The following is a 24,153-nucleotide window of genomic DNA, read 5'->3' on the forward strand; positions in this document are numbered from 1 at the left end:
CTTAAACAGCCGCGCCGCATCGGCTCTGCGAGGTGATTCGTGTCCGGCTCCGTCGAAACGCCCGAGGGCGGCAACAAGCGCATCGCCCTGCTGATCGCGCTGCTTGCGTTGATGCTCGCCTTCTCCGAGATCGGCGGCAAGAACGCCGAGCAGGAGGCCGTCGCCAAGAACATCGAGGCCTCCAATCTCTGGGCCTTCTTCCAAGCCAAGACGATCCGCGGCACCACGGTGCGCACCGCCGCCGAGGCGATGGAGGTCGAGCTTGCCGGCATCACCGACGAAGCTGCCCGGCAGCGCCTGAGCAAGCGCATCGAGAGCTGGAAGCAGACCGTCGCGCGCTACGATTCCGAGCCGGAGACCAATGAAGGCCGCAAGGAGCTCGCCGCCCGCGCCAAGACGGCCGAGGCACAGCGCGACATCGCCGCCGCCCGCGACGACAAGTTCGACATCGCCTCCGGCCTGATCCAGATCGCGATCGTGATCTCCTCGGCCGCGATCATCACCGGTGTCGGCCTGCTGGCCCTCACCGGCGGCCTGCTCGGCCTCGTCGGCATCGCGCTGATGGCGCTCGCCCAGTTCGCGCCGACCGCGCTTTTCTGAAGGCTGCTCGCCTCAATAATGGATCGCGCCGCGGATGCCGCCGCCACAGGCGATGGCATCGCCATTGATCGCGACGCTGCGCGGCGACGCCAGGAAGGCGACGATGTCGGCGATCTCCGCCGCATCGACCAGCCGCCCGATGGTAACGTTGGAAGCCATGCCGGCCTCGACCTGCGCCTCGCTCTTGCCGCCGGAAGCGGCGCGCGCGGCGACGATCGAGGCGGTACGCTCCGTCCGCGTCAGGCCCGGATGCACGACGGTGACGTTGATGCCTTGCGGGCCGAGCTCGTCGGCGAGATTCTTGGTCAGCGCCGCCACCGCAACATTGCGCATCGAGCCGATGGTCGATCCGGTCGAGCGTGCGGCGAGCCCGCTGATATTGATGACCCGGCCCCAGCCATTGGCCGCCATATGCGGCGCGGCCTCGCGCGCCAGGCGCAGATAGCCCATCACCTTGACGTTCATATCGTCCCAGAACAGCGCGTCGGTGATCTCGGCGAGCTTCGGCGGCGGTGCCTGGCCGCCGGGCTTGGCCGCCGCATTGACGAGGATGTCGAGCCCGCCCAGCGCCGCGACGGCCTCGGCGATCAACGCCTTGACCGAGGCATCATCGCCGGTATCGACCGTGCGGCCGACCACCTTGCGCCCACTCTCGGCGGCGAGCGCCGCGGCCGCCTCGTCCAGCTCGGCCCGATTACGCGCGGCGATGACGACGTCGACGCCCTCCAGCGCCAGCTGCCGCGCGATGGCGCGGCCTATGCCCTTGCTGCCCCCGGTCACCAGCGCGCGCTTGCCTTCGAGCTTCAGGTCCATGGCCTCTCTCCCTCTCGGCGCCGCGCTCAGGCCGCCGGCCAGCGGATCGCTTCGCTCCGCATGGTCTCCCAGGCGCGCGCCATCCTGAGCACGCCGAGATCGTCGAAGCGCTTGCCGGTGATCTGCAATCCGATCGGCAGGCCGGCCGCCGTCAACCCGGCATGAACCGAGATCGCCGGCTGGTCCGACATGTTCGCCGCCACCGTGAAGCAGATATGCTCGAAGGGCCGCGCCGGATCGTCGATCGGCGAGGCCCATTCGGCCGGAAAGCTCGGCACGGGCGAGACAGGCGAAAGGATGAAGTCGTAAGGCGCTATCGCCTTCAGGGCGGCATCGCGCATCGCCATCATCTGGCTCATGCCGCGATAGACGCGCTCGCCCGGCAGATCCCTGCCGCCCTCCGCCCATTGGAAGATGTAGGGCAGCACCTTGTCCTGCTTCTCGCGCGGCAGCGCACCGATATCGACCCAGGCACGCTGGCGCCAGAAATCGTCGAGCCCGTCCAGCATCGCGCGCGTGATGTGAGGCGCCACCGGCTCGACGACGGCGCCGGCCGCGGCGAAGGCCTTCGCAGCCGCTTCGATCGCGGCCTTCGTCTCCGGCTCGACCGCGAGCCCGATGCCGGCATCGAGCTGCAGGCCGATGCGCAACCCCTTCAGGTCGATGTCGAGCGCCAGCCAATCGATCTGCTGCGGCGGCAGGCTCATGCCGTCGCGCGCATCGGGCTTGGACAGTTCGCGCATCATCAGCGCGGCATCCTCGACGGTCCGCGTCATCGGCCCGGCGACGCGGCCGTAATAGGTCGGGTCGATCGGCACCCGCCCGAAGCTCGGCTTCAGGCCGACCAGCCCGCACCAGCCCGCCGGCAGGCGGATCGAACCGCCGATATCGGTCCCGACATGCAACGGCCCGTAGCCTGCCGCCCCCGCTGCGCCGGCGCCGGCCGAGGAGCCGCCGGGGTTCTTGGTCGTGTCCCAGGGGTTGCGGGCGAGCCTGTGAAAGCTCGACAGCCCGGACGAGAGCATCCCGTAATCGGGCATCGTCGTCTTGCCGAGCAGGACGAGGCCTGCCTCGCGCAGCCGAGCGGCCGGTGGGGCATCGTCGGCTGCGGGAGCGAGATCGCTGGCTGCGGTGCCGAGCGGCACGGCTACGCCCTTCGTCCGGATGTTCTCCTTGATCGTGCCAGGCACGCCGTCGAGCGGCAGCGCCTCGCCCTTCGCCCAGCGCGCCTCGGAGGCCCTGGCCTGCGCCCGCGCGCCCTCCGGGTCATAGGCGTAGAGCGCATCGAGCTTCGGCTCCCAGGCGCCGATGCGGGCGATCACCGCCTCCGTCACCTCGACGGGCGAGAGCCGGCGCGCCCTGAAGGCGGCGAGCAGTTCGGCAGCGCTCAGATCGGCAAGATCGGTCATTTCCTGTATCCTCGAAGCTCACCGGCTGCGGCGCAGGCGCGGGTCGACGGCGTCGCGCAGACCGTCGCCGAGCAGGTTGAATCCCAGCACGGTCAGCGCGATCGCGGCACCCGGAAAGATCGCAAGCCAAGGCTGCGCCGCCATGAAGGTCTGCGCCTCGTTGAGCATCCGCCCCCAGGACGGGTTCGGCGGCTGGGTGCCGAGCCCAAGATAGGAAAGCCCGGCCTCGGCCAGCACCGCGAGCGCGAACTGGATCGTCGCCTGCACCACCAGGATGCCAGCGATGTTGGGCAGGACGTGGCGCAGCGTGATCTGCCGGTTGTTCAGCCCGGCCGCCCGCGCCGCCTGGATGAAATCCTGCGCCCAGACCTGCAGCGCCGCTCCGCGCGCGAGCCGCGCGAAATAGGGCAGGTTCAGCACGCCGATGGCGACGACCGCGTTGAGCATGCCCGGCCCGGCGACGGCGGTCATCATGATCGCGGTCAGCACGGCCGGGAAGGCGTGGGTGAAATCGGCCGTGCGCATGATGACATGGTCGAGGATGCCGTCGCGCCGGACCGATGCGGTCAGCCCCAGCGTCGTCCCCAGCACCATGCCGATGCCGACTGCGCCCAGCCCCACAGCCAGCGAGTTGCGCGCGCCGACCATGATCATCGAGAAGACGTCGCGGCCGAACTGGTCGGTGCCGAACCAGTTCGCGGCAGAGGGACTCTTGAGCCGGTTCAGGATCGCCATCTGCGTCGGCGGATAGGGCGTCCAGACATAGGAAACCAGCGCCGCCACGATCACCAGCGCGGCCAGCACCGCCCCGATCACGAAGGAGGGCGCGAGCCACCAGTGCCGCTTCCCGCCCGGCGCCTTGTCCTGAACCGAGCTCATGCTTGCCTCAGGCGCGGGTCGATCAGCCCGTAGAGCAGCTCGACCGCGAAATTGATCAGGATCGCCAATCCGGCGAACAGCATCACCAGGTCCTTGACCACGATCAGGTCATGCTGCGCGATGGCCTGGAAGACCAGTCGTCCCAGCCCCGGCAGGGCGAAGACGTTCTCGATGATGATGGCACCGGCGATCAACACCGAGAACTGAAGGCCGAGGATGGTGACGACCGGGATCAGTGCGTTGCGCAATGCGTGCCGGCGCATCGTCGTGCCCTCGCTCAGGCCCTTGGCGCGGGCGGTGCGGACGAAGTCTTCCTGCAGCGTGTCGAGCATGGCGGAGCGCGTCACCCGCGCGATGATCGCAGCCTGCGGCAGCGCCAAGGCCAGGGCCGGCATCAGCAGCGCCTTCAGCGCGGTGCCGAGCCCCGCCTGCCACCCCGGAAAGCCGCCGGCCGGCAGCCAGCCGAGCCCGACCGCGAAGACGAGCACGAGCAGAAGGCCGAACCAGAAATTCGGGATGGCCAGCCCGGCCTGGGCGAAGGCCATCACCCCGGCATCGGCGAGGTGGCCGCGGCGCGACGCGGCGAGCATGCCGAGCGGAATGCCGATCGCGGTCGCGAGGCCGATCGCCATCAGCGCGAGCGGCAGCGTCACCGCCATGCGCTCGGCGATGAGCTGCGCCACCGGCACGCGATAGGTGTAGCTCAGGCCGAGGTCGCCCGTGGCGAGCCCGCCGAGCCAGAGCACGAAGCGCAGCGCCGCCGGCTTGTCGAGGCCCATCTCGGCCCTGAGGGCTGCAAGAGCCTCCGGCGCGGCGTTGAGACCGAGCGTCACCGCCGCCGGATCGCCCGGCAGCACCTCTAGCGCGACGAAGATGACCAGCGCCGCCGCCAGCAAGGTCAAAACCAGCGCGGCGAGCCGGCGCAGGATATAGCCGATCATGGCGTTCTGCCGCCTGCCGAGGGCCTCAACGCCAGCGCAGCTCCGCGAGCGGCGTCACCGGCAGCGGCCAGTCGGTCCACATGCCCTCCAGCGCGGCGTTCGCGACCGTGATCTTCGGCAGGATGAAGAGGAAGCCGTTGACCGCGTCGCGCGCCAGCTTCTCCTGCGCCTGCTTGTAGAGGGCGTTGCGCTCGGCTTCCGGCAGCGTCTCGGCGATCTTGGCGATCAGTGCCTTGAACTCCGGGTCCTTGTACTGGAAGTAGTAGCCGTCCCGCGCATAGATATCGATGTCGAGCGGCTCGGTATGGGCGATGATGCTGAGATCATAGTCCTTGTTGCGGAAGACGCGCTCCAGCCATTGCGGGAATTCCAGCGGTTCGATTGCGGCATTTATGCCGATCTGCGCCAAGAGCGCCGCGACGATCTCGCCGGAGCGGCGGGCATAGGAGGGCGGCGGCAGCTTCAGCGTGCAGTTGAAGCCGTTCGGGAAGCCGGCCTCCGCCAGCAACGCCTTCGCCTTCGCCGGATCGTAGGGATAGGTGCCGGTGAGGTCGACATAGGCCGGATGCAGCGGCGAGAAATGGCTGCCGATCAATTGCACGTCGAAACCGTAGACGCCGAGCGCGATCGTCTTGCGGTCGAGCGCATGCGCGATCGCTTGCCGCACTTTCAGATTGTCGAAGGGCGGCTTGCCATTGTTGATGGCGAGGATGGTCTCGCCCTCGGTGCCGCCAATCGTGACCTTGAGCTTCGGATCGGCCTTGAGCTGCGGCACCGCCTCCGGCGCCGAGAGATTGGTATGGGCATCGACGTCGCCGGCCCTGAGCGCCGCGACCTGCGCCTGCGGGTCGGACATGAAGCGGAAGGTCGCCTTGGCCAGCGCCGGCTTCTCGCCCCAATAGCCGTCGAAGCGGGCGAGCTCGAGCCGATCGCCGCGGTTCCAGCGCACGAACTTGAACGGGCCGGTGCCGACCGGATTGGTCTTGTTGTTGGCGGCCGTCGCCGGCGCGACGATCACCGCGTCGCCCCAGGCAAGGCCGTAGAGGAAGTTCGCGGTGGGCTGTTTCAGCTTGATCACCACCGTCGCCGGGTCCGGCGTCGCGATCTCTGCGATCGGGGTGAAGAGCTGGCGCTGGGCGTTGGTCGAATCGGGCGCGACCGCCCGCTCGAAGGAGAATTTCACCTGCTCGGCGGTGAAGGGCGTGTCGTCATGGAATTTCGCGCCCTGCCGCAGCTTGAAGCGATAGGTGACGTTGTCGTCGCCGATCTGCCAGCTCTCGGCAAGGCAAGGCTGCAGCTTGCCGGCCCGGTCCATCTTGACCAGGCCTTCGAAGATGTTCTGCAGCGTCACCTCGCGGATCGCCTGGGCGGCGCCCGAGGTCGGATCGAGCGTCGGCGGCTCCAGCGTCTGGGCGATGGTGACGCTGTCCTTCGCCTGGGCCAGGGCGACCACGGGAAGCTGCGCCGCCAGCGCCAAAAGCCCCGCCCCAGCCAGGAGTTCACGCCGCGTCGTCATATCCATCGCTCCGATGCCGTTGCGGCGCGAGGATGGCGCGGGATGCGCGGCGAGCGCAAGCCCGCCCGGCCGGCTTTACAGTCCATTCCGAACAGCCGTCATTGCGAGGAGCGCAGCGACGAAGCAATCCAGGGAGACCGGGTGAGACGCTCCACCCAGTCCCCCTGGATTGCTTCGCTCCGCTCGCAATGACGGCAGAGCGCCTCACTCCATCTGGCGCACTAGTATACCAGGCGATTGACCCCCATCGCAGCCGGCTCTAGAGATCGGGCGACCGATGGAGATGCCCATGCTGTTGCACGACGATCGCCTCTTCCCCGCCGATCCGGTGACGCGCGGCATCGCGCGCCGGATCTTCGCCACCGTCCGCGACCTGCCGATCATCTCGCCGCACGGCCACACCGATCCGCGCTGGTATGCCGAGGACAACGCCTTCCCCGATCCGGCCACGCTTTTCGTCAAGCCGGACCACTATATCTTCCGCATGCTCTATTCGCAGGGCGTGCGCCTCGAACAGCTCGACATCGCCCGCAAGGACGGCGGCGAGGTGGAAACCGACCCGCGCAAGATCTGGCGTCTCTTCGCCGACCACTGGCATCTCTTCAGGGGCACGCCGACCCGGCTCTGGTTCGAGCACGCCGCCTCGACCGTGTTCGGCGTCAACGAGCGCCTGACGCCCGAGAGCGCCGACCGGATCTACGACAAGATCGCCGCGAGGCTGGACGAACCCGAGCTTCGCCCCCGCGCCCTGTTCGAGCGCTTCAACATCGAAGCGATCAGCACGACCGAAGGCGCGCTCGACGATTTGAAATGGCACGACATGATCCGCTCGTCCGGCTGGGGCGGCAAGGTCGTGACCGCCTACCGGCCCGACAGCGTCGTCGATCCCGAGTTCGAGGGCTTCGCCGCCAATCTCGAAAAATTCGGCGAGCTGACGGGCGAGGATATCGGTTCCTGGACCGGCTATCTCGCCGCCCATCGCAAGCGGCGCGCCTATTTCAAGGAGCGTGGCGCCACCTCCTCCGACCACGGCCATGCCACGGCCCGCACCGCCAATCTCTCGGATGCGGATGCCGAGAAGCTCTACGCCAAAATCCTCAAGGGCAAGGTCTCGGCCAAGGACGCCGATCTGTTCCGCGGCCAAATGCTGACCGAGATGGCGAAGATGAGCCTCGATGACGGGCTCGTCCTGCAGATCCATCCGGGCTCCTGGCGCAACCATAACCCGGTGCTGTTCGAGCAGTTCGGCCGCGACATGGGCTGCGACATCCCCACCGCGACCAATTATGTCGAGGCGCTCAAGCCGCTGCTCGATGCGGTCGGCAACGAGCGCAACCTCACCGTCATCGCCTTCACCCTGGACGAGACCGTCTATTCGCGCGAACTCGCCCCGCTCGCCGGCCATTATCCGGCGCTCCGGCTCGGGCCGGGCTGGTGGTTCCTCGACGCTCCGGAAGCGATGCTGCGCTTCCGCGAGCTCACGACCGAGACGGCCGGATTCTATAACACCGTCGGCTTCAACGACGACACCCGCGCCTATCTCTCGATTCCCGCCCGGCACGACCTCGCCCGGCGCGTCGACTGCGCCTATCTCGCCAAGCTCGTCGCCGAGCACCGGCTGGAAGAGGACGAAGCCGTCGAAGTCGCCTACGACCTCGCCTATCGCCTCGCCAAGGAGGCCTACAAGCTGTGACCCGCCTCTCCGCCTCCACCTTCGCCGGCCTGCCGGCAGCCGTCCGCCGCCCGGCCTATGACCGCTCGCGGCTCGCTCCCGGCATCGTCCATCTAGGCTTGGGCGCCTTCGCCCGCGCCCATCTCGCCGAATACACCGAGGATGCTCTGGAGAAGCGCTTCGGTGCCTGGGGCATCGTCGGCGCGAGCCTCCAGCGCCCCGACCAGCGCGACCGGATGAAGCCGCAGGACGGCCTCTACACCCTGCTGAAGCGCGCCCCGGCCGGGCCGGAGCTGCGCATCATCGGCTCGGTTCTCGACGTGCTTGTCGCGTCCGAGAGCCCCTCCGCCCTCATCGCCAAGCTGGCCGCGCCCGAGACCCGCATCGTCTCGCTCACCGTCACCGAGAAGGGCTACTGCCACGATCCGGCGACCGGCCGCCTCAAGGCCGATCACCCCGACATCGTCCATGATCTCGCCAATCCCCACGCTCCACGCTCGGCCGTGGGCATCCTCGTCGCCGGCCTGAAGGCGCGGCGCGATGCGGGCTTGGGCCCCTTCACCGCGTTGTGCTGCGACAACCTTCCCTCGAACGGCCATGTCCTGGCTGGCCTGGTCCGCGATTTCGCGGCGCTGACCGACGACAAGCTCGCCGCCTGGATCGAAGCCAATGGCGCCTTCCCCGCGACCATGGTCGACCGCATCGTGCCGGCGACGACCGACGCCGACATCGCCGAGGTCGCGAAGCTGATCGGCGCCGAGGATGCCGCGCCTGTCATCGGCGAGCCTTTCCGGCAATGGGCGATCGAAGATGTCTTCGCGAATGGCCGCCCGGATTGGCATGAAGTCGGTGCCCAGATGGTCTCGGAGGTCGCGCCCTTCGAGTTCATGAAGCTCCGGATGCTGAACGGCGCGCATTCCTCCCTCGCCTATCTCGGCTATCTCGCCGGCCATGAGACGGTGGCCGATGCCAGCGGCGATCCGGTCTTCGCCCGCTTCCTCAAAGGCCTCTGGGCCGAGATCATGCCGACCGTGCCGGCGCCGCAGGGCGTCGTGCTGGCGGACTATGCCAAGGCCCTGCTCGCCCGCTTCCAGAACCCGGCGATCCGCCACCGCACCTGGCAGATCGCCATGGACGGCTCGCAGAAGCTGCCGCAGCGCCTGCTCGGCACCATCCGCGAGCGGCTGAAGGCCGGCGCCTCGATCGACCATCTCGCGCTCGGCGTCGCCGCCTGGATGCGCTACGTCACCGGCACCGACGAGAAGGGCGGCGTCATCGAGGTCCGCGACCCGCTGGCGGCGGAATTGAAGCGCCGCACGGAAGCCGCCGGGCGCAATCCCGGGGCGCTGGCCGAGGCCCTCGCCGGCATCGAGGCGATCTTCGGACATGACCTGCCGGGCGACCCGCGGTTTACAAAACCGGTTGCCGGCCACCTTACCGCGCTGTTCGACAAGGGCGCCAAGGCGACGGCGGCGAGCCTGGGCTGACAGAGGACGTCATTCTCGGGCGAAGCACAGCCTCCACCCGAGAATCTCTTGCAGGAGGCCCCGGACTCTCCCCGTCATGCTCGCCCATGTGGCGAGCATCCACGTCTTGAACACCGCATTGCATGAAGGAAGACGTGGATGGTCGGGACGGGCCCGACCATGACGCAGGAAGGGCGACATGCCCCTTCGCCCTTGATCCGTCGCCCCATCCGGCGCCAGATGCGCGCGATGCTTCGCGCGCTCACTTTTGCGATCTCCCTCCTCATCGCCGCGACGGCCGCGGCGCAGGAGCAACCGCGCATCGCAATCCCCAACCTCTGGGATCCGCGCATCCGGCTCGACCGGCCGGAGCCCGGCCCGCCGCGCGTGGTGCGCTTCCTCACCGATGACGACTACCCGCCCTTCCATTTCGCCGGGCCGGACGGGGCGCTGACCGGCTTCTCGGTCGAGCTTGCGCGGGCCGTCTGCGAGAGGCTGGCCTGGACCTGCACGATCCAGCCGCGCCGCTTCGACACCCTGCCGGATTCGCTGACGGAGGGCCGCGGCGACGTGCTCGCCGCGGCGATGAACCTGACGCCGGCGCTGCGCGAGCGCTTCGCCGCCAGCCATCTCTACTTCCGCGCTCCCGCCCGCTTCGCCACGACGCGCGGCAATGCGCGCTTGGCGCTCGACAGCGCCGCCCTGCAGGGCCGGCGCGTCGCCGTGGTCGCCAACTCGGCGCACCAGGCCTTCCTCGAACGGCTGATGCCCTTCGTGCAGCGTCGCGAGAGCGCCGATCTCGGCTCCGCCGTCGCCGCGCTGCGCAGCGGCGAGGCCGAATATGTCTTCGCCGACGGCGTGGCGCTGTCGCTGACGCTGGCGGGCAGCGGCGGCGAGTTCGCCTTCTCCGGCGGGCCCTATCTGGAGAGCCGCTATTTCGGCGAGGGCGTCGCCTTCCTGCTGCGCAAGGACGATCCCGCCCTGAAGCGCGCCATCGACTACGCGCTGCAGGGGCTGTGGGACGACGGGACCTATGCCCGCCTCTATTTGCGCTTCTTTCCGGTCAGCCCCTTCTGACCACCCTTGCCTTTGCCGGAAACCTTATCGGGCTCGGCAGCCGCCTTCGCCTTGGCCTTGCCGGGCCGCTTGCCCCCGCCACTCTTCTGGTAGAGCGCGTGGAACTCCTCCGCCATCCCGCGCAGCGAACGGCCGATATTGGCGTATTCGAACTCGTTGAGGTTGGCGAGCGAGGCGCGCCCCGCCGGCTGGCGCGTCCCGAAACCGCGTCCAGGCAGCAGCACGATGCCGGTCTCGTCGGCGATGCGGAACAGCAGCTCGTCGGGATTGACGTTGTCCTTCACCCAGGCCGCGAAATCCTTGCCGTAGAGGTCCCGCGCGATCACCTCGAGATCGAGCAGCGTGTAGTAGTCGACCGCATTGGGATCGGTCCCCTGCATGACGCCGAGCTCGCGGTAGAGCGCCACCTCGCGCCGGCGGATCAGCTTCTTCAGCTCCGCCTTGTAGCCATCGGCCTCGTCCATCAGGGCGAAAAGCGAGAACAGCACCATCTGCACCTGCTGCGGCGTCGAGAGGCCGGCGGTGTGGTTCAGCGCGACGGTGCGGCTGTCGGCGACGAGCCGGTCGATGAAGCTGAGCGAGCGCACGTCCGGCAGGAGCGAGCCGTAGCGCCGGTCAAGCGCGGCTTTGGCCGATTCCGGCAGGGCGGCCAGCGCCTTGTCGAAGATCGAGTCGCGATGCGTCGCAACCACGCCGAGACGCCAGCCCGTCGCCCCGAAATATTTCGAGAAGGAATAGACCAGCATCGTGTTCTGCGGGCAGAGCGCGAAGAGCGAGCGGAAATCATCGGCGAAGGTGCCGTAGACATCGTCCGTCAGGATGAACAGGTCCGGCCGATGTTCGCGCACGATCGCGGCGACCTTCTCCAGACTGCGATCATCCATCTTCACCGAGGGCGGATTGCTCGGATTGATGCAGAAGAAGATCTTGATCGCCGGGTCCTTGAGCTTCTCCAGCTCGGAATCCGGGTATTGCCATTCCTTCTTCGGATCGGCGTTGATCGCGACCTCGACCAGCCCGTATTCGTCGAGCTCGGGGATCTCGATATAGGGCGTGAAGACCGGCATGCCGATCGCGACCTTGTCGCCCTTCTTGACGAGGCCGTTCTGTTTCAGCGTGTTGAAGATGTAGGTCATGGCGGCAGTGCCGCCCTCGACCGCGAAGAGGTCGACGCTGCCCGGCGGGATGAAGCCGCCGACCATTTCCTTCACGATGTAGTGCCGGACGATCTCCTCGCTGACCCTCAGCATGCGCGGCGGCACCGGGTAGTTGCAGCCCAGGATGCCCTCGACCATCTCGTGCAGGAAGGCCGAGGCCGAGAGACCAAGCTGGTCGCGCACATAGCTCAGCGCCCGCCCGAGGAAGACCACGCCAGGTTGGTCGCGATTCTCGGCGATGAAGCGTTCGAAACGTCCCTCGATCCCCGCGATCTGCGGCAGGCCGCCGACATTGTTCGGCATGTAGGAGAAGGACAGTTCGGATTCAGTCGCCGCGAACAGGCCGAGCCGGAAGAAGGCCCGGCGCGGCAAGGTCGCCAGGAAGTTGGGGTTGCCCCGGCCGGCATTGAGCATCAGCCGGTTTTCCCTGCTGGAGGCCAGCTTGATCAGCTCGTCCTTGAGCTCGAACGGGCTGAGCTTGGCATACTGGCTGTAGTCGGCGGCCATCTTGCGTCTCCTCGTTTCGTTCAGGCGAAGGCCACGACAAGCGGGCCGAGCAGGGTCAGGAAGACATTCGCGAGCGCATAGGTGATCGCGAAGGGCGTGGTCGGGATGGAATTGCCGGCCTTGTCCAGCACCTCGCCGAAGGCGGGGTTGGCGCTGCGCGAGCCCGAGAGCGCGCCGGCGAAGACCGCCGTGTTGTCGTAGCGCAGGATGTAGCGGCCCACGAGCATGGTGATGATCATCGGCAGGATGGTCACGACCACGCCGATCAGGAAGATCGACAGCCCCTGCTGGATGATGGTGGTGACCGCCTGCTGGCCGGATTGCAGCCCGACCACGGCGACGAAGCCGGCAAGGCCGAGATCACGCAGCAGCGTCGATGCCGCCGTCGGCATGTTGCCGATGGCGAGGTTGCGGCTGCGATACCAGCCGAACAGCAGGCCGGAGAGCAGCGCGCCGCCGCCGCTGCCGAGCGTCAGCGGGATCGAGCCGATGCGCACCACGATAAGGCCGATCAGCAGGCCGACCACCAGCCCGAGCCCGTGGAAGACGAAATCGGTCTTGTCGCTGGAGACCAGCAGCGTGCCGACGACCTTCGCCACGCGCTGGACGTCCTCCGCCGTGCCGTAGAGCGTCGCGACGTCGCCCGCTTCGATGACGGTGCCAGCCGCCAGCGGAAGCGGCTTGCCGGCTCGCTGCAGGCCGGTGACGTAGATGCCGTGGCGCAGGCTGCCGGCAGTGGCATCCCTGATCTGCTGCACGGTCTTGCCGATGAAGTCGCGATTGGCGATGGCGACGTCGCGGCTGAGCACGACCAGATCCATACCCTCGGAGGACTGGAGTTCGGGGCCGATCTTGCTGGCGACGGCAACGACGCCCGCCCGCCTGCCGACGACCAGAATGGTATCCCCGGCCTCAAGCTTGAGATCCGGCTCCACACCGATCACCGAGCCGTTACGCTTGAGTCGTTCGATGGCGAAGGCCGCCGGGCCGGCGAACCCCTCGACTTCGGCGATTGAGCGTCCCGCCACGCCCTCAACCTTGAACAGGCGCCCGACCAGATCAGGTGCCGCCGGCTGCTCGCCGACGCCATAGACGCGGATACCTGCCAGCATCTCGGCCTCGGCCTTGATGGCGTCGTCGCGGATGCTGCGCCCCATCAGCCAGGGCAGGATGTTGACGCAGACGATGATCGCGCCGAAGGAGCCGAAGATGTAGGTCACAGCGTAGCCGACGGCGACGTTGCCCTGCAGGCGCTGCACCTCCTCGGCCGCGAGTCCGAGCTTGCCGATCGCGGCGCTTGCCGTGCCGATGATCGCGGACTGCGTGAGCCCGCCGGCTGCGATGCCGGCCGCCAACCCCTTGTCGAGCCCGAACATCCGCGCCAGCACCACGACGGTCGCCAAGCCGCTGAGGGCGAGCACCGCCGCCATCACGATCTCGCGGATGGATTGCCGCCCGAGCGAGCGGAAGAATTGCGGCCCGCTCTCGAAGCCGACGGCATAGATGAAGAGGGCGAACAGCACCGACTTGACGCCGTTGTCGATGGTGACGCCGACCTGGCTGATCAACACGGCGGCGAGCAGTGATCCGGCGACGCCGCCGAGCTGGAATTTACCAAACTGGAATTTGCCGACCCAGTAGCCAACGGCCAGGGAGAGGAAGAGGGCGGCTTCAGGAGACTGATGAAAGATCCAAGACAGCCAGGACATCCGCTTCCCCGTCTGCGCAATCATATCGACGGGGGACAATCACCTAAAAACATAAAGACTCAAGTAGAGGTTGTATTCGCGAACGATATGGAAGATCGGCGCGATCAATATTAAAATTGTTTTGAATATAAGCGACAAAAATTCACGTGCCGGAGCAGCGAGCCGCTCGGCTTACTCTCGTCCCAGGTCCAGCGGCGAGGCACGTCCGCGCCTCGCCTTCGAATAGCTCAGCGGGTAATCCCGGGCTCAGGGCGCGTTGCTGGCCAGCGCCTGCTTTGCCACCGCCGCGAGCCAGCCCGAAGTCGCGGGCAGGATGGCGTCGTTGAAGTCGTAGCGGTCGTTGTGCAGTTCGCCGCCGTCCACGGCCGGGCCGTTGCCGATCCAGACATAGGCGCCGGGCCGGTCCTGCAGGAAATAGCAGAAGTCCTCGGAGGTCGTGCTGGCGGGGATGTCGCGGCGCACTTCGAGCCCCGCGGCCTTGCCGGCATTCGCCGCCATGTCCTCCTCGGCCGGCGTGTTGATCGTCGCCAGCCCGCCCAGCGAGAAATCGACCTCGGCGGTCATCTCGAAGGTGGCGGCGATGTTGTTGGCGATGTCGCGGATGCGCTGCACCACGCGCTCGCGCACCGGCACGGTGAAGACGCGATAGGTGCCCTCGATCCAGACATGGGTCGGGATCTGGTTCGAGGCGAGCCCGCCATGGATCTGGCCGATCGTGACGACCGCGTTCTCCATCGGGCTGACATTGCGCGAGACGATCGTCTGCAGCGCCACGATCAGATGGCCCATCGCCGTGATCGGGTCATGCGTCAGTTCGGGCTTGGCGGCGTGGCCGGCGGTGCCCGACAGGGTGATCTTGAACTTGCCGGGCTCGGCCATCACCGGGCCGCGATGCACGGCGACGGTGCCGGCTTCCAGCCCGGGCCAGTTATGCATGCCGAAGACGCGCTCCATCGGGAAGCGCTCGAACACGCCGTCCTTGATCATCGCCTTGGCGCCGCCGAAACCTTCCTCGGCCGGCTGGAACAGGAACTGCACCGTGCCGCTCCAGCTCTCGTCGTTCTTGAGCAGCGCCGCGGCTCCAAGCAGCGAGACGGTGTGTCCGTCATGGCCGCAGGCATGCATGACGTTGGTCTTGCCCGATTTATAGGGCAGCTCGTTCACTTCCTGGATCGGCAGCGCGTCCATATCGGCGCGCAGGCCGACCGAGCGCTGCGAGGAACCGCGCGTCAGCGTCGCCACGACGCCGTGGCCGCCGACATTGGCGGTGAAGGGAACGCCGAGCTCCTTCAGCTTCTCCTGCACGAAGGCGCTGGTCTCAGCCTCCTGCAACGACAATTCGGGATTGGCGTGGAGATGTCGTCGCCACGCGGTCAGCTTGTCGAGCAGGTCGCGGTCCAAGGCGGATCCTTTCAAGGCATGGTCCAAAGTGAAAAGGCAAGCGTGACCCTATACCGCCATGGCAGGCCGGCAAGCCGCCTCGGCGAGGGGCCGCACCCTCGTTTGCCGCATCTCGACCATACGCGCATTGACGGCGGCCTTCGCAATCTGCGAAAGCCCCTCCTTCGCTTTTGCGATATGGCTTTCCCGCTCAGGAGAGGACACCGCCGCTCATGCCCGCCTTCGACGCAGCCCTCGTTGACGCCGCCCAGCGTTCGGCCGCCTGGCCGTTCGAGGAGGCGCGCAAGCTCGTGGCCCGCATCGAGAAATCCGGCAAGAAATCGGTGATCTTCGAAACCGGCTACGGCCCCTCGGGCCTGCCGCATATCGGCACCTTTGGCGAGGTCGCGCGCACCTCGATGGTCCGCCATGCCTTCCGCGTGCTCACCGGCAACACCATCCCGACGCGGCTGATCGCCTTCTCGGACGACATGGACGGCCTGCGCAAGGTGCCGGACAACGTGCCGAACAAGGAGCTGCTCACCGCCAATCTCGGCAAGCCGCTGACCGAGGTGCCGGACCCGTTCGGCACGCATGACTCGTTCGGCCGCCACAACAATGCGCGGCTCTGCGCCTTCCTCGACAGCTTCGGCTTCGACTACGAGTTCAAGTCCTCGACCGACGCGTATCGCGCCGGCGAGTTCGACGCGACGCTGCTCAAGATGCTCGCCCGCTACGATGCGGTGATGAAGATCATGCTGCCCACGCTGCGCGAGGAGCGGGCGGCGACCTATTCGCCCTTCCTGCCGATCCACCCCAGGACGCGCATCGTCATGCAGGTGCCGATCGACGAGGTCGATGTCGAGGCCGGTACCATCGCCTGGGCCGATCCGGCGACGGGCGAACGCTTCGTCACCCCGGTCACCGGCGGCCAGGTCAAGCTGCAATGGAAGCCGGACTGGGCGATGCGCTGGGTCGCGCTCGGCGTCGACTACGAGATGGCCGGCAAGGATCTGATCGATTCCGTCAAGGTCTCCTCGCAGATCGCCCGTGCGCTCGACGGCACGCCGCCGGAAGGCTTCAACTACGAGCTCTTCCTCGATGAGCAGGGCCAGAAGATCTCGAAGTCGAAGGGCAATGGCCTGACCATCGAGGAATGGCTGACCTATGGCCCGCCGGAGAGCCTGGCGCTCTACATGTTCCAGCGCCCGCGCGAGGCCAAGAAGCTGCATTTCGACGTGATCCCGCGCGCGATCGACGAGTATCTCCAGTTCCTCAACGGTTATGAGAGGCAGGACTGGAAGAACCGCCTCGGCAACCCGGTCTGGCACCTCCATGCCGGCAATCCGCCGGAGCCGGAAGTGATCGCCTCGGGTGAGGGCGACAACGCGGTCAGGACACAGATCACCTTCGGCCTGCTGATGAACCTCGTCGCCGTGGCGAACTCCGAGGACAAGGGCGTGCTCTGGGGCTTCCTCCAGCGCTACGCCCCGGCGATCTCGCCGCAGACGCATCCGCGCCTCGACGCGCTGGTCGGCTATGCGATCGCCTATTTCCGCGACTTCGTGAAGCCGGCGAAAAGCTATCGCCCGGCCGACGAGGTCGAGCGCGACGCCTTCGCGAAGCTCGACGCGGCGATCGCCGCCCTGCCGGCCGACGCCACGGCAGAGATGGTGCAGGATGCGGCGCTGGACGTCGCCCGGGCGATCCCGCGCTACCAGAACCTCGCCGCCAAGAACGCGACGCCCGAGCGTCCCGGCGTCTCCGGCGACTGGTGGAAGGCGATTTACCAGGTGATGTTCGGCGAGGACCAGGGTCCGCGCTTCGGCTCCTTCGCGGCGATCTATGGCCTGCCCAACACCCGCGCCCTGATCGCCAAGGCGCTGGCGGGCGACCTCGTCCGGGAGCACGCCGCCTTCCTCGCTGCGCGCAAAGCCGACTGACGAGCCTACGGAGCCTGCCATGACCGTTCCGTACGACGCGCTCGCGGCGCTGACGGAGGTGGTCGGCTCCGGCGGACTGCGCAGCGGCGACGCGATTCCCGTGCGCAACCGCAAGGATGCCTCCAAGACGGAGGAAGGCCTGCCGGCCCTCCTCGTCATGCCGCGGACGACCGGCGAGGTCTCGGCGGTACTTTCGATCTGCTCCCGCTTCTCCCTTCCCGTCGTCGTCCAGGGCGGCATGACCGGGCTTGCCGGCGGCGCGGCGCCGATGGCGGGTGAGGTGGCGCTCTCGCTCGAAAGGCTGAATGGCGTCGAGGAGATCGATCCGGTGAACCGGACGATGACCGTGCTCGCCGGCACGCCGCTCGCGATCGTGCAGGAGAAGGCGGCGGAGGCCGGCTTCCTCTACGGCGTCGATCTCGGCGCGCGGGGCAGTTGCACCATCGGAGGCAATGTCGCGACCAATGCCGGCGGCGTGCAGGTTCTGCGCTACGGCATGACCCGCCGCAACGTGCTCGGCGTCGAAGTCGTCACCGCAGATGGCCGCGTCATCAGCCACCTCAAGAAGGTGGTGAAGAACAATGCCGGCTATGACTGGACGCAGCTCTTCATCGGCAGCGAAGGCACGCTCGGCGTCGTCACCCGGGTGCTGCTCGCCCTGCAGCCGGCGGTGACCGGCATCCAGACCGCGCTCTGTGCCGCCGGCAGCATCGACAAGGCTTTGGCAGTCCTCAACCGCCTCGAAGCCCGCCTCGGCGGCAGCCTGCTCGCCTTCGAGGCGATGTGGCCGGAATATATGAAGGCCGCGACCGAGCAGGGCGGCCTGCCCTGCCCCTTCTCCGCCCGGCCTGAACTCACCCTCGTCGTCGAGGCTGCGATGGGCACGGCCGCCGCGGGCGAAGACGCCTTCGCCGAGGCGCTCGCCGAGCTGGCGGAGGAAGGTCTCCTGGACGACGTGCTGATCGCCCAGTCGAGCCGCGACCGCCAACGCTTCTGGGCCTATCGCGAGGCCAATTACGAATTCTACCGCGCCCTGCCGCCCGGCATCCATTTCGACGTCAGCATCCCGCTCGGCGCGATGGAGACCGCCGTCACGCTGCTGCGCCAGCGCGTCGCGGCGCGCAGCAGCGCGGCGCTGCCGATCGTCTTCGGCCATCTCGCCGACAGCAACCTGCACTTGTCGGTTCATGCCGAAGCGATCGACCTGTCGGGCTTCGCCGACATCGTCTACGCGCTGGTCGAGGAGATGCAGGGCAGCATCTCGGCCGAGCATGGCGTCGGCGTCCTGAAGCGTCCTTATCTCGGCATGAGCCGCTCGGATGCAGAGCTCGCGCTGATGACCTCGCTGAAGCGAACGCTCGACCCCGGCAACATCCTCAACCGCGGACGCATCCTGCCGGTCTGACCTTTAGCATCAGTCTATGGCGCCGGCCCTGCGGCTCTGCCAGAAAATGGGCGAGCGCACAGCCCGGGGAAGCGGAGCATGATCGACGAGATGACGCCTAACGAAGCCGTCGAGCACGCCATCCGCTCGCGCCGCGCCGTCCGCGCCTTCCTGCCCGATCCGGTCGAGCCCGGACTGCTGCGCCGCCTGATCGAGCTGGCGGCTCAGGCCCCGTCCGGCACTAACATGCAGCCCTGGAAGCTCAGGGTGATCGGCCCGCAGGCGCGGGCGCGACTCGAGGCGGCGCTGCTCGCGGCGCTCGCAGCCGGCGAGCGTCCGGGCGCCGAGGAATACCGCTACTATCCCGTGCAGTTCCGCGAGCCCTATCTCGCGCGTCGCCGCAAGGTCGGCTGGGACCTCTACGGCCTGCTCGGCGTGACGAAGGGCGACACCGAGGGCATGAAGCGCCAGACCGCCGCCAACCTGCGCTTCTTCGATGCGCCGGTCGCGCTGATGCTGACGATCGATCGCGATCTGGAGATCGGCTCCTGGCTCGATCTCGGCATGTTCATCCAGACCCTGCTGATCGCCGCGCAGGGCCATGGCCTCGATTCCTGCCCGCAGGCGATCTTCGCCCAGTTCCACCCGATCGTGCGGCGCGAGCTCGCCATCCCCGAGCACGAGGTCGTGGTCTGCGGCATCGCCATCGGCAAGGCCGACTCCGACGCACCCGCCAATCGCCTGGTGCCCGAACGCGAGCCTGTCGAGGGTTTTACGACCTGGCTGGATTGAGGGCTGGGCGCGGGCGTTTCGTCATGGTCGGGTTCCTTCAGAATCGGTGCCCAAACGCGGATGCTCGCCACGAGGACGAGCGTGACAGCCTATGGGCCGTGCCCGCCATCGGGGACCGGCTTGCCCGCGTCCTTCCGAAAAAGTTTGACCAGCGGCGCGACCAGCCAGTGCATCGCGACGATGGCGATGCCGCCGAGGACGAGCCCGAAGACCGCCGCCAGCGCCGCCCCGGCCAACCACTCGCCTGCGCCGGCAACGGCGGCCGGCAGGGCGCGCCCGGCCACGACCGCAAGGTCATGCGCGCCGTGGCCGAGGCCGGCGAGGCCATAGCCCTCCAGCCCGTGGATGATGATGCCGCCGCCGACCCAGAGCATCGCCGCGGTGCCGACGGCGCCGAGCAGGCTCAGGAAATAGGGCATGCCGCGCACCAGCCCGCCCCCGACGGGCCGCGTCAGCCAGCCGAGCATGCGGTCGAGCCCTCCGGCCTCGCCGGGCTCGAGCCGGCGCAGCCCGAGCAGGCTCGTGGCCGGACGCTGGTTGGCGGCGAGCGCGACGCCGACATCGTCCGCCTTCACGATCAGCGCGACGACGCCATAGACCGCCACGGTGATGCCGATGCCGACGAGCGCCAGCACCGCCGCCTTCATCCAGAAGGACTGGTCCGAGACGCCGGCGAGCGTGATCGCCATGATCTCGGCCGAGAGGATGAAATCGGTCTTGATCGCACCGGCAACCTTCTGCTGCTCGAGGGCGGTGGGGTCGCCCGCCGCCTCGCCCGGCTTGGCCGCGCCATGCGCCCCGTGCGGCAGCATCAGTTCCAGCACCTTCTCGGCCCCTTCGAAGCAGAGATAGGCACCGCCGGCCATCAGCAGCGGCGTGATCGCCCAGGGTGCGATCAGCGCCAGGACCAGCGCGCCCGGCAGGAGGAACAGCAGCTTGTTGCGCAGCGAGCCGAGTGCGATGCGCCAGATGATCGGCAATTCCCGCGCCGCCGCGAAGCCGACGGCATAGCGCGGCGTCACCGCCGCATCGTCGATGACGACGCCGGCTGCCTTGGCACCGGCCTTGCCCGCCTGCGCCACGACATCGTCGACCGACGCCGCCGCGACCTTGGCGATGCCGGCGACATCGTCGAGCAGCGCGAACAGACCCGAAGCCAAGCTTCTCTCCTCGAATAGCATCAACGGCAAGAAAGCTACCGCGCTTTCCCCGGGCCGTCATTCTCGGGCGGAGCGAAGCGAAGACCCGAGAAACTCAGGCCGAAACAAGCGCCGGGTCCTCCTTGGCAGGGATGCTCGGGTCAAGCCCGAGCATGACGAGCCCGGCTCCTTCAGCCCTTCAGACTCGCAAATCCTTTGCCTTCGGCAGCGAGACGCTTCAGCAGCGGCGCCGGCTCCAGTGCCTTGTCGCCGATCTCCGCCGCCTGTGCCTCCAGCCGCTTCGCGATGACGTCGAGCCCAACGCTGTCGGCCCAGAACATCGGCCCGCCGCGCCAGGCCGGCCAGTTGTAGCCGTTGATCCAGACGATATCGATGTCGCCGGGCCGCGCCGCCACGCCCTCCTCCAGGATGCGCGCGCCCTCGTTCACCATCGGGTCCAACAGCCGCGCCAGAATCTCCTCCTGCGAGAAGGCGCGCCGCGTCACACCCTGCTCGGCCGAGATGCGCTGGATCAGCGCCTCGACCTCGGGGCAGCGCTGGCCGGCGCGCGCCCCCTGCGGGTAGAGATAGTAGCCGCGCCCGGTCTTTGGGCCGAACCAGCCGGCTTCGCAGAGCGCATCCGCCACAGCGGCCTTCAGGCCACGCGCCTTGCGCGAGCGCCAGCCGATATCGTTGCCGGCGAGGTCGGCCATGGCGAAGGGCCCCATCTTGAAGCCGAAGCCGACCAGCGCCGCATCGACCTCGTGCGGCAAGGCGCCGGCGACCAAGAGCCGCTCGGCGGCGCGGGTGCGCTGCTCCAGCATGCGGTTGCCGACGAAACCGAAGCCGTTGCCGACCACGACCGGCACCTTGCCGAGCCTGCGGCCGAGTGCCACCGCGGTCGCGATCGCATCGTCGGCCGCGCCCTTCGGCCGGACGATCTCCAGCAGCTTCATGACATTCGCCGGGCTGAAGAAATGCATGCCGATCACGTCCTGCGGGCGCTTCGTAGCCGCCGCGATCGTGGGCACGTCGAGATAGGAGGTATTGCTGGCCAGGATGGCGCCAGGCTTGGCGACCTTGTCGAGCTCGCCGAAGATCTGCTGCTTGACGCCCATCTCCTCGAATGCCGCCTCGACGACGATATCCGCGCCCGCCGCAGCCGCGAGACCGACGGCCGGCCGGATCAGCTTCATGCGCTTGGCCTTCGCCTCAGGCGTCAGCGATCCCCTGGAAACCGAGATGTCGTAGATCGCGCCGATGCGGTTGACGCCATTGTCGAGCGGCGCCTGCGCCGTCTCGATCAGCGTCACCGGGATGCCGGCATTGGCGAAGCACATGGCGATGCCGCCGCCCATCGTGCCGGCACCGATCACGGCGGCGCTCAGGATCTCGCGCGGCTTCACCTCCGGCCCGATGCCCGGCACCTTCGCGACCTCGCGCTCGGCGAAGAAGACATGGCGCAACGCCTGCGAGCGCGGATCGCCGATCAGCGAGAGGAAGAGCTTGCGCTCCACCGCCAGCCCCTCGACGAAAGCCAGGGTGAAGGCGCCGCGCACCGCCTCGACCAGCGCCGGCACGTTCGGCATGCCGTCGGCCTTCTTCAGAGCGTCCGCGGCCAGGGCCTCGAAGGCCTCGCGATCCGTCTCGGTCAGCCGTCCCGTCGCCTCGCTGGTGACCGGACGGCGCCGTTCCGCCGCCAGCCCCTCGGCCAGCTTCATCGCAGCGGTCACGACATCGCTGGAGACGACCTCGTCGAGCAGCCCGTATTCGAGCGCCTGCCCGGCCGCGATCGGCTCGCCCGAGAGCATGATCGGAAAGGCCTTGGCCGCCCCGATCAGCCGCGGCAGGCGCTGCGTGCCGCCGGCGCCCGGGATGAGGCCGAGCTTGATCTCGGGCAGGCCGAGCTTCGCAGCCGGCAGCGCGGCGCGGCCATGGCAGGCGAGCGCCACCTCCAGCCCGCCGCCGAGAGCGACGCCCTGGATCGCGGCGACGACCGGCTTGGCCGAGCGCTCGATCGCATCGAGCAGATCGGGCAGTGCGGGCGGCGCCGGCGGCTTGCCGAATTCGCTGATGTCGGCCCCGGCGATGAACGCCTTGCCGGTGGAGGCGATCACGATCGCCGCGACGGCCTTGTCGGCGTTCGCCTGCTCGATCGCCGCCGCAAGCCCCTGACGGACTGCAGCCGACAGCGCGTTGACCGGTGGATTGTCGATGGTGACCAGTCCGATCCGGCCGTGCCTCTCGAGCTGAACCTTCGTCATCGACCGCCTCCGCCATATCCGTCTCACGCCCGACTCGCCGACCAGGCAGCGAAGGCGTCTCCCGGTTAGGGAGAATCCGCCCGGCCCGATGTCAAGCACGGTCTGCGGCGACGAAAGGCGCAACCTGCCTCGCTTGACCCTGCGCGAAGGCGCATGCGATTCCGGCAGGACCATCAGGAGCGGACCGATGAGCGAAGTGCTGAGCGAAACCGTCGCGGCCGGCATCATGCAGATCACCATGAACCGGCCGGACCGCAGGAACGCGCTCGACCGCGCGAGCTATGCCGGGCTGATCGCGGCGATCGGCGCCGCCGAGACCGACGCCTCGATCCGCGCCATCCTGCTGACCGGCGCCGGCGGCTGCTTCACCAGCGGCAACGACATCAAGGACTTCGCCATCGCCGCCGCGGCCGGCGAGGGCCCGCGCGCCGCCATCGACTTCCTCGAGGTGATCTCGACCGCCCGGAAACCGATCGTCGCCGCGGTCGAGGGCTTCGCCGTCGGCATCGGCACGACCATGCTGCTGCATTGCGACCTCGCCTTCGCCGCCCGTTCCGCCACCTTCCGCCTGCCCTTCGTCACGCTCGGCCTCTGCCCCGAGGGCGGGTCGAGCTATCTGCTGCCGCTCGTCGCCGGCTCGAAGAAGGCGGCGGAATTGCTGATGCTGGGCGAGGCCTTCAATGCCGAGACCGCGGCGGAAGCCGGCCTCGTCAACGCCGTCACCGAAGACGGCACGGCGCTGGAAGCCGGCCTCGCCCGCGCCAAGGCGCTGGCGGCGCTGCCGCCGGAATCGCTGGCGCTGACAAAGATGCTGCTGAAGCGCGGCGCGGCTCAGGCGGTGGCCGAGACCATCGCGACCGAGGCGAAGCATTTCGGCGAGCGCCTGAAGTCGCCGGAGGCCATGGCCGCCTTCATGAGCTTCCTGAAGAAATAGCCACCACGCTCGTCATGCTCGGGCTTGACCCGAGCATCTCCCGCCGAAGGAGGCTCCTGCGGCTCTTTCGGCCAGAGATTCCCGGACCGGCCTGCGGCGGCCCGGGAATGACGCCCTTCTCCTGCCTCAGGCCGCCACCGGCCGGCGGCGCCCCATCAGCCAGTCGCGGGTCCAGACGAAGACTGGCCAGAGCAGCGCCGCGAAGGTCATCGCCGCCAGCACGGACGAGACCGGCCGGTCGAAGAACGGCAGCACCGAGCCGTCCGACTTGATCAGCGAAGTCACGAAGTTCTGCTCCACCATCGTGCCCATGACGATGCCCAGCACCATCGCCGCGACCGGATAGCCGTTCTTCTCCATCACGAAGCCGAACACGCCGAAGAAGGCGACGCACCAGACCGCGAACAGGTTGTTGCCCGCCGTCGCGAAGGCGCCGACCGCGCAGAAGATCATGATCACCGGCATCACCGCCGAGCGCGGCGCGCCGACGACCTTGCTCGCCAGCCGGATCATCACAATGCCGAAGGGGATCATGATGATGTTGCCGAGGATGAAGATGATGTAGAGCGCG

At 68.1% G+C, this 24,153-nt stretch carries 19 protein-coding genes; 8 read left to right on the top strand and 11 right to left on the bottom strand.

From position 1 onward, the window contains the following. Positions 1-39 precede the first annotated feature (39 nt). Entirely contained in the window at positions 40-600 is a 561-nt protein-coding gene (locus tag B5Y19_RS23790; protein WP_055730904.1) for a DUF4337 domain-containing protein, read from the top strand. A gap of 12 nt (positions 601-612) precedes the next feature. On the opposite strand, the gene B5Y19_RS23795 is transcribed toward B5Y19_RS23790, so the two are convergent. From B5Y19_RS23795 to B5Y19_RS23815, 5 genes are read right to left on the bottom strand one after another with little or no spacing between them, the layout of a single operon-like run. After that, complete coding sequence (locus tag B5Y19_RS23795) at positions 613-1,413, bottom strand: SDR family NAD(P)-dependent oxidoreductase (protein WP_055730903.1); 801 nt, start codon at positions 1,411-1,413, stop codon at positions 613-615. Between the two features lie 26 nt (positions 1,414-1,439). Then, entirely contained in the window at positions 1,440-2,822 is a 1,383-nt protein-coding gene (locus B5Y19_RS23800) for an amidase (protein ID WP_055730902.1), read from the bottom strand. An 18-nt stretch (positions 2,823-2,840) separates the two neighbouring features. Next, positions 2,841-3,701 carry an ABC transporter permease gene (locus B5Y19_RS23805; RefSeq protein WP_055730901.1) on the bottom strand — a complete coding sequence of 287 codons (861 nt, stop codon included), beginning with the start codon at positions 3,699-3,701 and terminating at the stop codon, positions 2,841-2,843. Continuing rightward, positions 3,698-4,642: an ABC transporter permease gene (locus tag B5Y19_RS23810; RefSeq protein WP_055730900.1), complete on the bottom strand. Its 945-nt coding sequence runs from the start codon at positions 4,640-4,642 to the stop codon at positions 3,698-3,700. Before B5Y19_RS23810 ends, B5Y19_RS23805 begins: the two co-directional genes overlap by 4 nt. Before the next feature lie 25 nt (positions 4,643-4,667). Further along, a complete protein-coding gene (locus B5Y19_RS23815; RefSeq protein ID WP_055730923.1) occupies positions 4,668-6,158 on the bottom strand; it encodes an ABC transporter substrate-binding protein in 1,491 nt (496 codons plus the stop codon). 289 nt (positions 6,159-6,447) lie between these two features. On the opposite strand from B5Y19_RS23815, the gene uxaC reads away from it, so the two are divergent. From uxaC to B5Y19_RS23830, 3 genes are all read left to right on the top strand, one after another. Beyond that, complete coding sequence (gene uxaC, locus B5Y19_RS23820) at positions 6,448-7,851, top strand: glucuronate isomerase (RefSeq protein ID WP_176168711.1); 1,404 nt, start codon at positions 6,448-6,450, stop codon at positions 7,849-7,851. Further along, complete coding sequence (locus tag B5Y19_RS23825) at positions 7,848-9,317, top strand: mannitol dehydrogenase family protein (protein WP_055730899.1); 1,470 nt, start codon at positions 7,848-7,850, stop codon at positions 9,315-9,317. Before uxaC ends, B5Y19_RS23825 begins: the two co-directional genes overlap by 4 nt. 228 nt (positions 9,318-9,545) lie before the next feature. Beyond that, positions 9,546-10,373, top strand: a complete 828-nt coding sequence (locus B5Y19_RS23830) for a transporter substrate-binding domain-containing protein (protein ID WP_244555709.1) — start codon at positions 9,546-9,548, stop codon at positions 10,371-10,373. Here the strand turns inward: B5Y19_RS23830 and B5Y19_RS23835 are convergent. The 3 genes from B5Y19_RS23835 to B5Y19_RS23845 form a co-directional block, all read right to left on the bottom strand. Then, positions 10,340-12,037: a bifunctional aspartate transaminase/aspartate 4-decarboxylase gene (locus tag B5Y19_RS23835; RefSeq protein ID WP_079592229.1), complete on the bottom strand. Its 1,698-nt coding sequence runs from the start codon at positions 12,035-12,037 to the stop codon at positions 10,340-10,342. The genes B5Y19_RS23830 and B5Y19_RS23835 overlap by 34 nt on opposite strands. Positions 12,038-12,057: 20 nt before the next feature. Beyond that, positions 12,058-13,746, bottom strand: a complete 1,689-nt coding sequence (gene aspT / locus B5Y19_RS23840; RefSeq protein ID WP_079592231.1) for an aspartate-alanine antiporter — start codon at positions 13,744-13,746, stop codon at positions 12,058-12,060. A gap of 246 nt (positions 13,747-13,992) precedes the next feature. Then, positions 13,993-15,147, bottom strand: coding sequence for an amidohydrolase (locus tag B5Y19_RS23845; RefSeq protein WP_055730897.1), 1,155 nt, complete (start codon positions 15,145-15,147; stop codon positions 13,993-13,995). A gap of 212 nt (positions 15,148-15,359) precedes the next feature. Between B5Y19_RS23845 and B5Y19_RS23850 the strand changes: the two genes are divergently transcribed. The 3 genes from B5Y19_RS23850 to B5Y19_RS23860 all read left to right on the top strand — a co-directional run bounded on the left by B5Y19_RS23850 (position 15,360) and on the right by B5Y19_RS23860 (position 19,245). Next, positions 15,360-17,069, top strand: a complete 1,710-nt coding sequence (locus B5Y19_RS23850; protein WP_079592233.1) for a lysine--tRNA ligase — start codon at positions 15,360-15,362, stop codon at positions 17,067-17,069. A gap of 19 nt (positions 17,070-17,088) precedes the next feature. After that, positions 17,089-18,474 carry an FAD-binding oxidoreductase gene (locus tag B5Y19_RS23855; protein ID WP_055730895.1) on the top strand — a complete coding sequence of 462 codons (1,386 nt, stop codon included), beginning with the start codon at positions 17,089-17,091 and terminating at the stop codon, positions 18,472-18,474. 78 nt (positions 18,475-18,552) lie between these two features. Then, complete coding sequence (locus B5Y19_RS23860) at positions 18,553-19,245, top strand: nitroreductase (RefSeq protein ID WP_139384540.1); 693 nt, start codon at positions 18,553-18,555, stop codon at positions 19,243-19,245. An 89-nt stretch (positions 19,246-19,334) separates the two neighbouring features. Here B5Y19_RS23860 and B5Y19_RS23865 read toward each other — a convergent pair whose 3' ends face one another. Beyond that, positions 19,335-20,405 carry a DUF808 domain-containing protein gene (locus tag B5Y19_RS23865; protein WP_055730894.1) on the bottom strand — a complete coding sequence of 357 codons (1,071 nt, stop codon included), beginning with the start codon at positions 20,403-20,405 and terminating at the stop codon, positions 19,335-19,337. Between the two features lie 170 nt (positions 20,406-20,575). After that, positions 20,576-22,648 (bottom strand): 3-hydroxyacyl-CoA dehydrogenase NAD-binding domain-containing protein, encoded by a 2,073-nt coding sequence (locus tag B5Y19_RS23870; protein ID WP_079592235.1) that lies wholly within the window; start codon positions 22,646-22,648, stop codon positions 20,576-20,578. A 187-nt stretch (positions 22,649-22,835) separates the two neighbouring features. On the opposite strand from B5Y19_RS23870, the gene B5Y19_RS23875 reads away from it, so the two are divergent. After that, positions 22,836-23,582 (top strand): enoyl-CoA hydratase-related protein, encoded by a 747-nt coding sequence (locus B5Y19_RS23875; RefSeq protein ID WP_139384541.1) that lies wholly within the window; start codon positions 22,836-22,838, stop codon positions 23,580-23,582. Between the two features lie 126 nt (positions 23,583-23,708). On the opposite strand, the gene B5Y19_RS23880 is transcribed toward B5Y19_RS23875, so the two are convergent. Further along, a partial coding sequence (locus tag B5Y19_RS23880; RefSeq protein WP_176168712.1) for a tripartite tricarboxylate transporter permease occupies positions 23,709-24,153 on the bottom strand: 445 nt, incomplete at its 5' end.

The sequence above is a fragment of the Allobosea thiooxidans genome (genome assembly GCF_900168195.1).
Taxonomy (GTDB): domain Bacteria; phylum Pseudomonadota; class Alphaproteobacteria; order Rhizobiales; family Beijerinckiaceae; genus Allobosea; species Allobosea thiooxidans.

Excerpts from the sequence above, each read along its gene's own strand:
- B5Y19_RS23795 (WP_055730903.1), bottom strand. The coding sequence starts at position 1,413 with ATGGACCTGAAGCTCGAAGGCAAGCGCGCGCTGGTGACCGGGGGCAGC.
- B5Y19_RS23800 (WP_055730902.1), bottom strand. The coding sequence starts at position 2,822 with ATGACCGATCTTGCCGATCTGAGCGCTGCCGAACTGCTCGCCGCCTTC.
- B5Y19_RS23805 (WP_055730901.1), bottom strand. The coding sequence starts at position 3,701 with ATGAGCTCGGTTCAGGACAAGGCGCCGGGCGGGAAGCGGCACTGGTGG.
- B5Y19_RS23810 (WP_055730900.1), bottom strand. The coding sequence starts at position 4,642 with ATGATCGGCTATATCCTGCGCCGGCTCGCCGCGCTGGTTTTGACCTTG.
- B5Y19_RS23815 (WP_055730923.1), bottom strand. The coding sequence starts at position 6,158 with ATGACGACGCGGCGTGAACTCCTGGCTGGGGCGGGGCTTTTGGCGCTG.
- uxaC (WP_176168711.1), top strand. The coding sequence starts at position 6,448 with ATGCTGTTGCACGACGATCGCCTCTTCCCCGCCGATCCGGTGACGCGC.
- B5Y19_RS23830 (WP_244555709.1), top strand. The coding sequence starts at position 9,546 with ATGCTTCGCGCGCTCACTTTTGCGATCTCCCTCCTCATCGCCGCGACG.
- B5Y19_RS23835 (WP_079592229.1), bottom strand. The coding sequence starts at position 12,037 with ATGGCCGCCGACTACAGCCAGTATGCCAAGCTCAGCCCGTTCGAGCTC.
- aspT (WP_079592231.1), bottom strand. The coding sequence starts at position 13,746 with ATGTCCTGGCTGTCTTGGATCTTTCATCAGTCTCCTGAAGCCGCCCTC.
- B5Y19_RS23850 (WP_079592233.1), top strand. The coding sequence starts at position 15,360 with ATGCCCGCCTTCGACGCAGCCCTCGTTGACGCCGCCCAGCGTTCGGCC.
- B5Y19_RS23855 (WP_055730895.1), top strand. The coding sequence starts at position 17,089 with ATGACCGTTCCGTACGACGCGCTCGCGGCGCTGACGGAGGTGGTCGGC.
- B5Y19_RS23860 (WP_139384540.1), top strand. The coding sequence starts at position 18,553 with ATGATCGACGAGATGACGCCTAACGAAGCCGTCGAGCACGCCATCCGC.
- B5Y19_RS23870 (WP_079592235.1), bottom strand. The coding sequence starts at position 22,648 with ATGACGAAGGTTCAGCTCGAGAGGCACGGCCGGATCGGACTGGTCACC.
- B5Y19_RS23875 (WP_139384541.1), top strand. The coding sequence starts at position 22,836 with ATGAGCGAAGTGCTGAGCGAAACCGTCGCGGCCGGCATCATGCAGATC.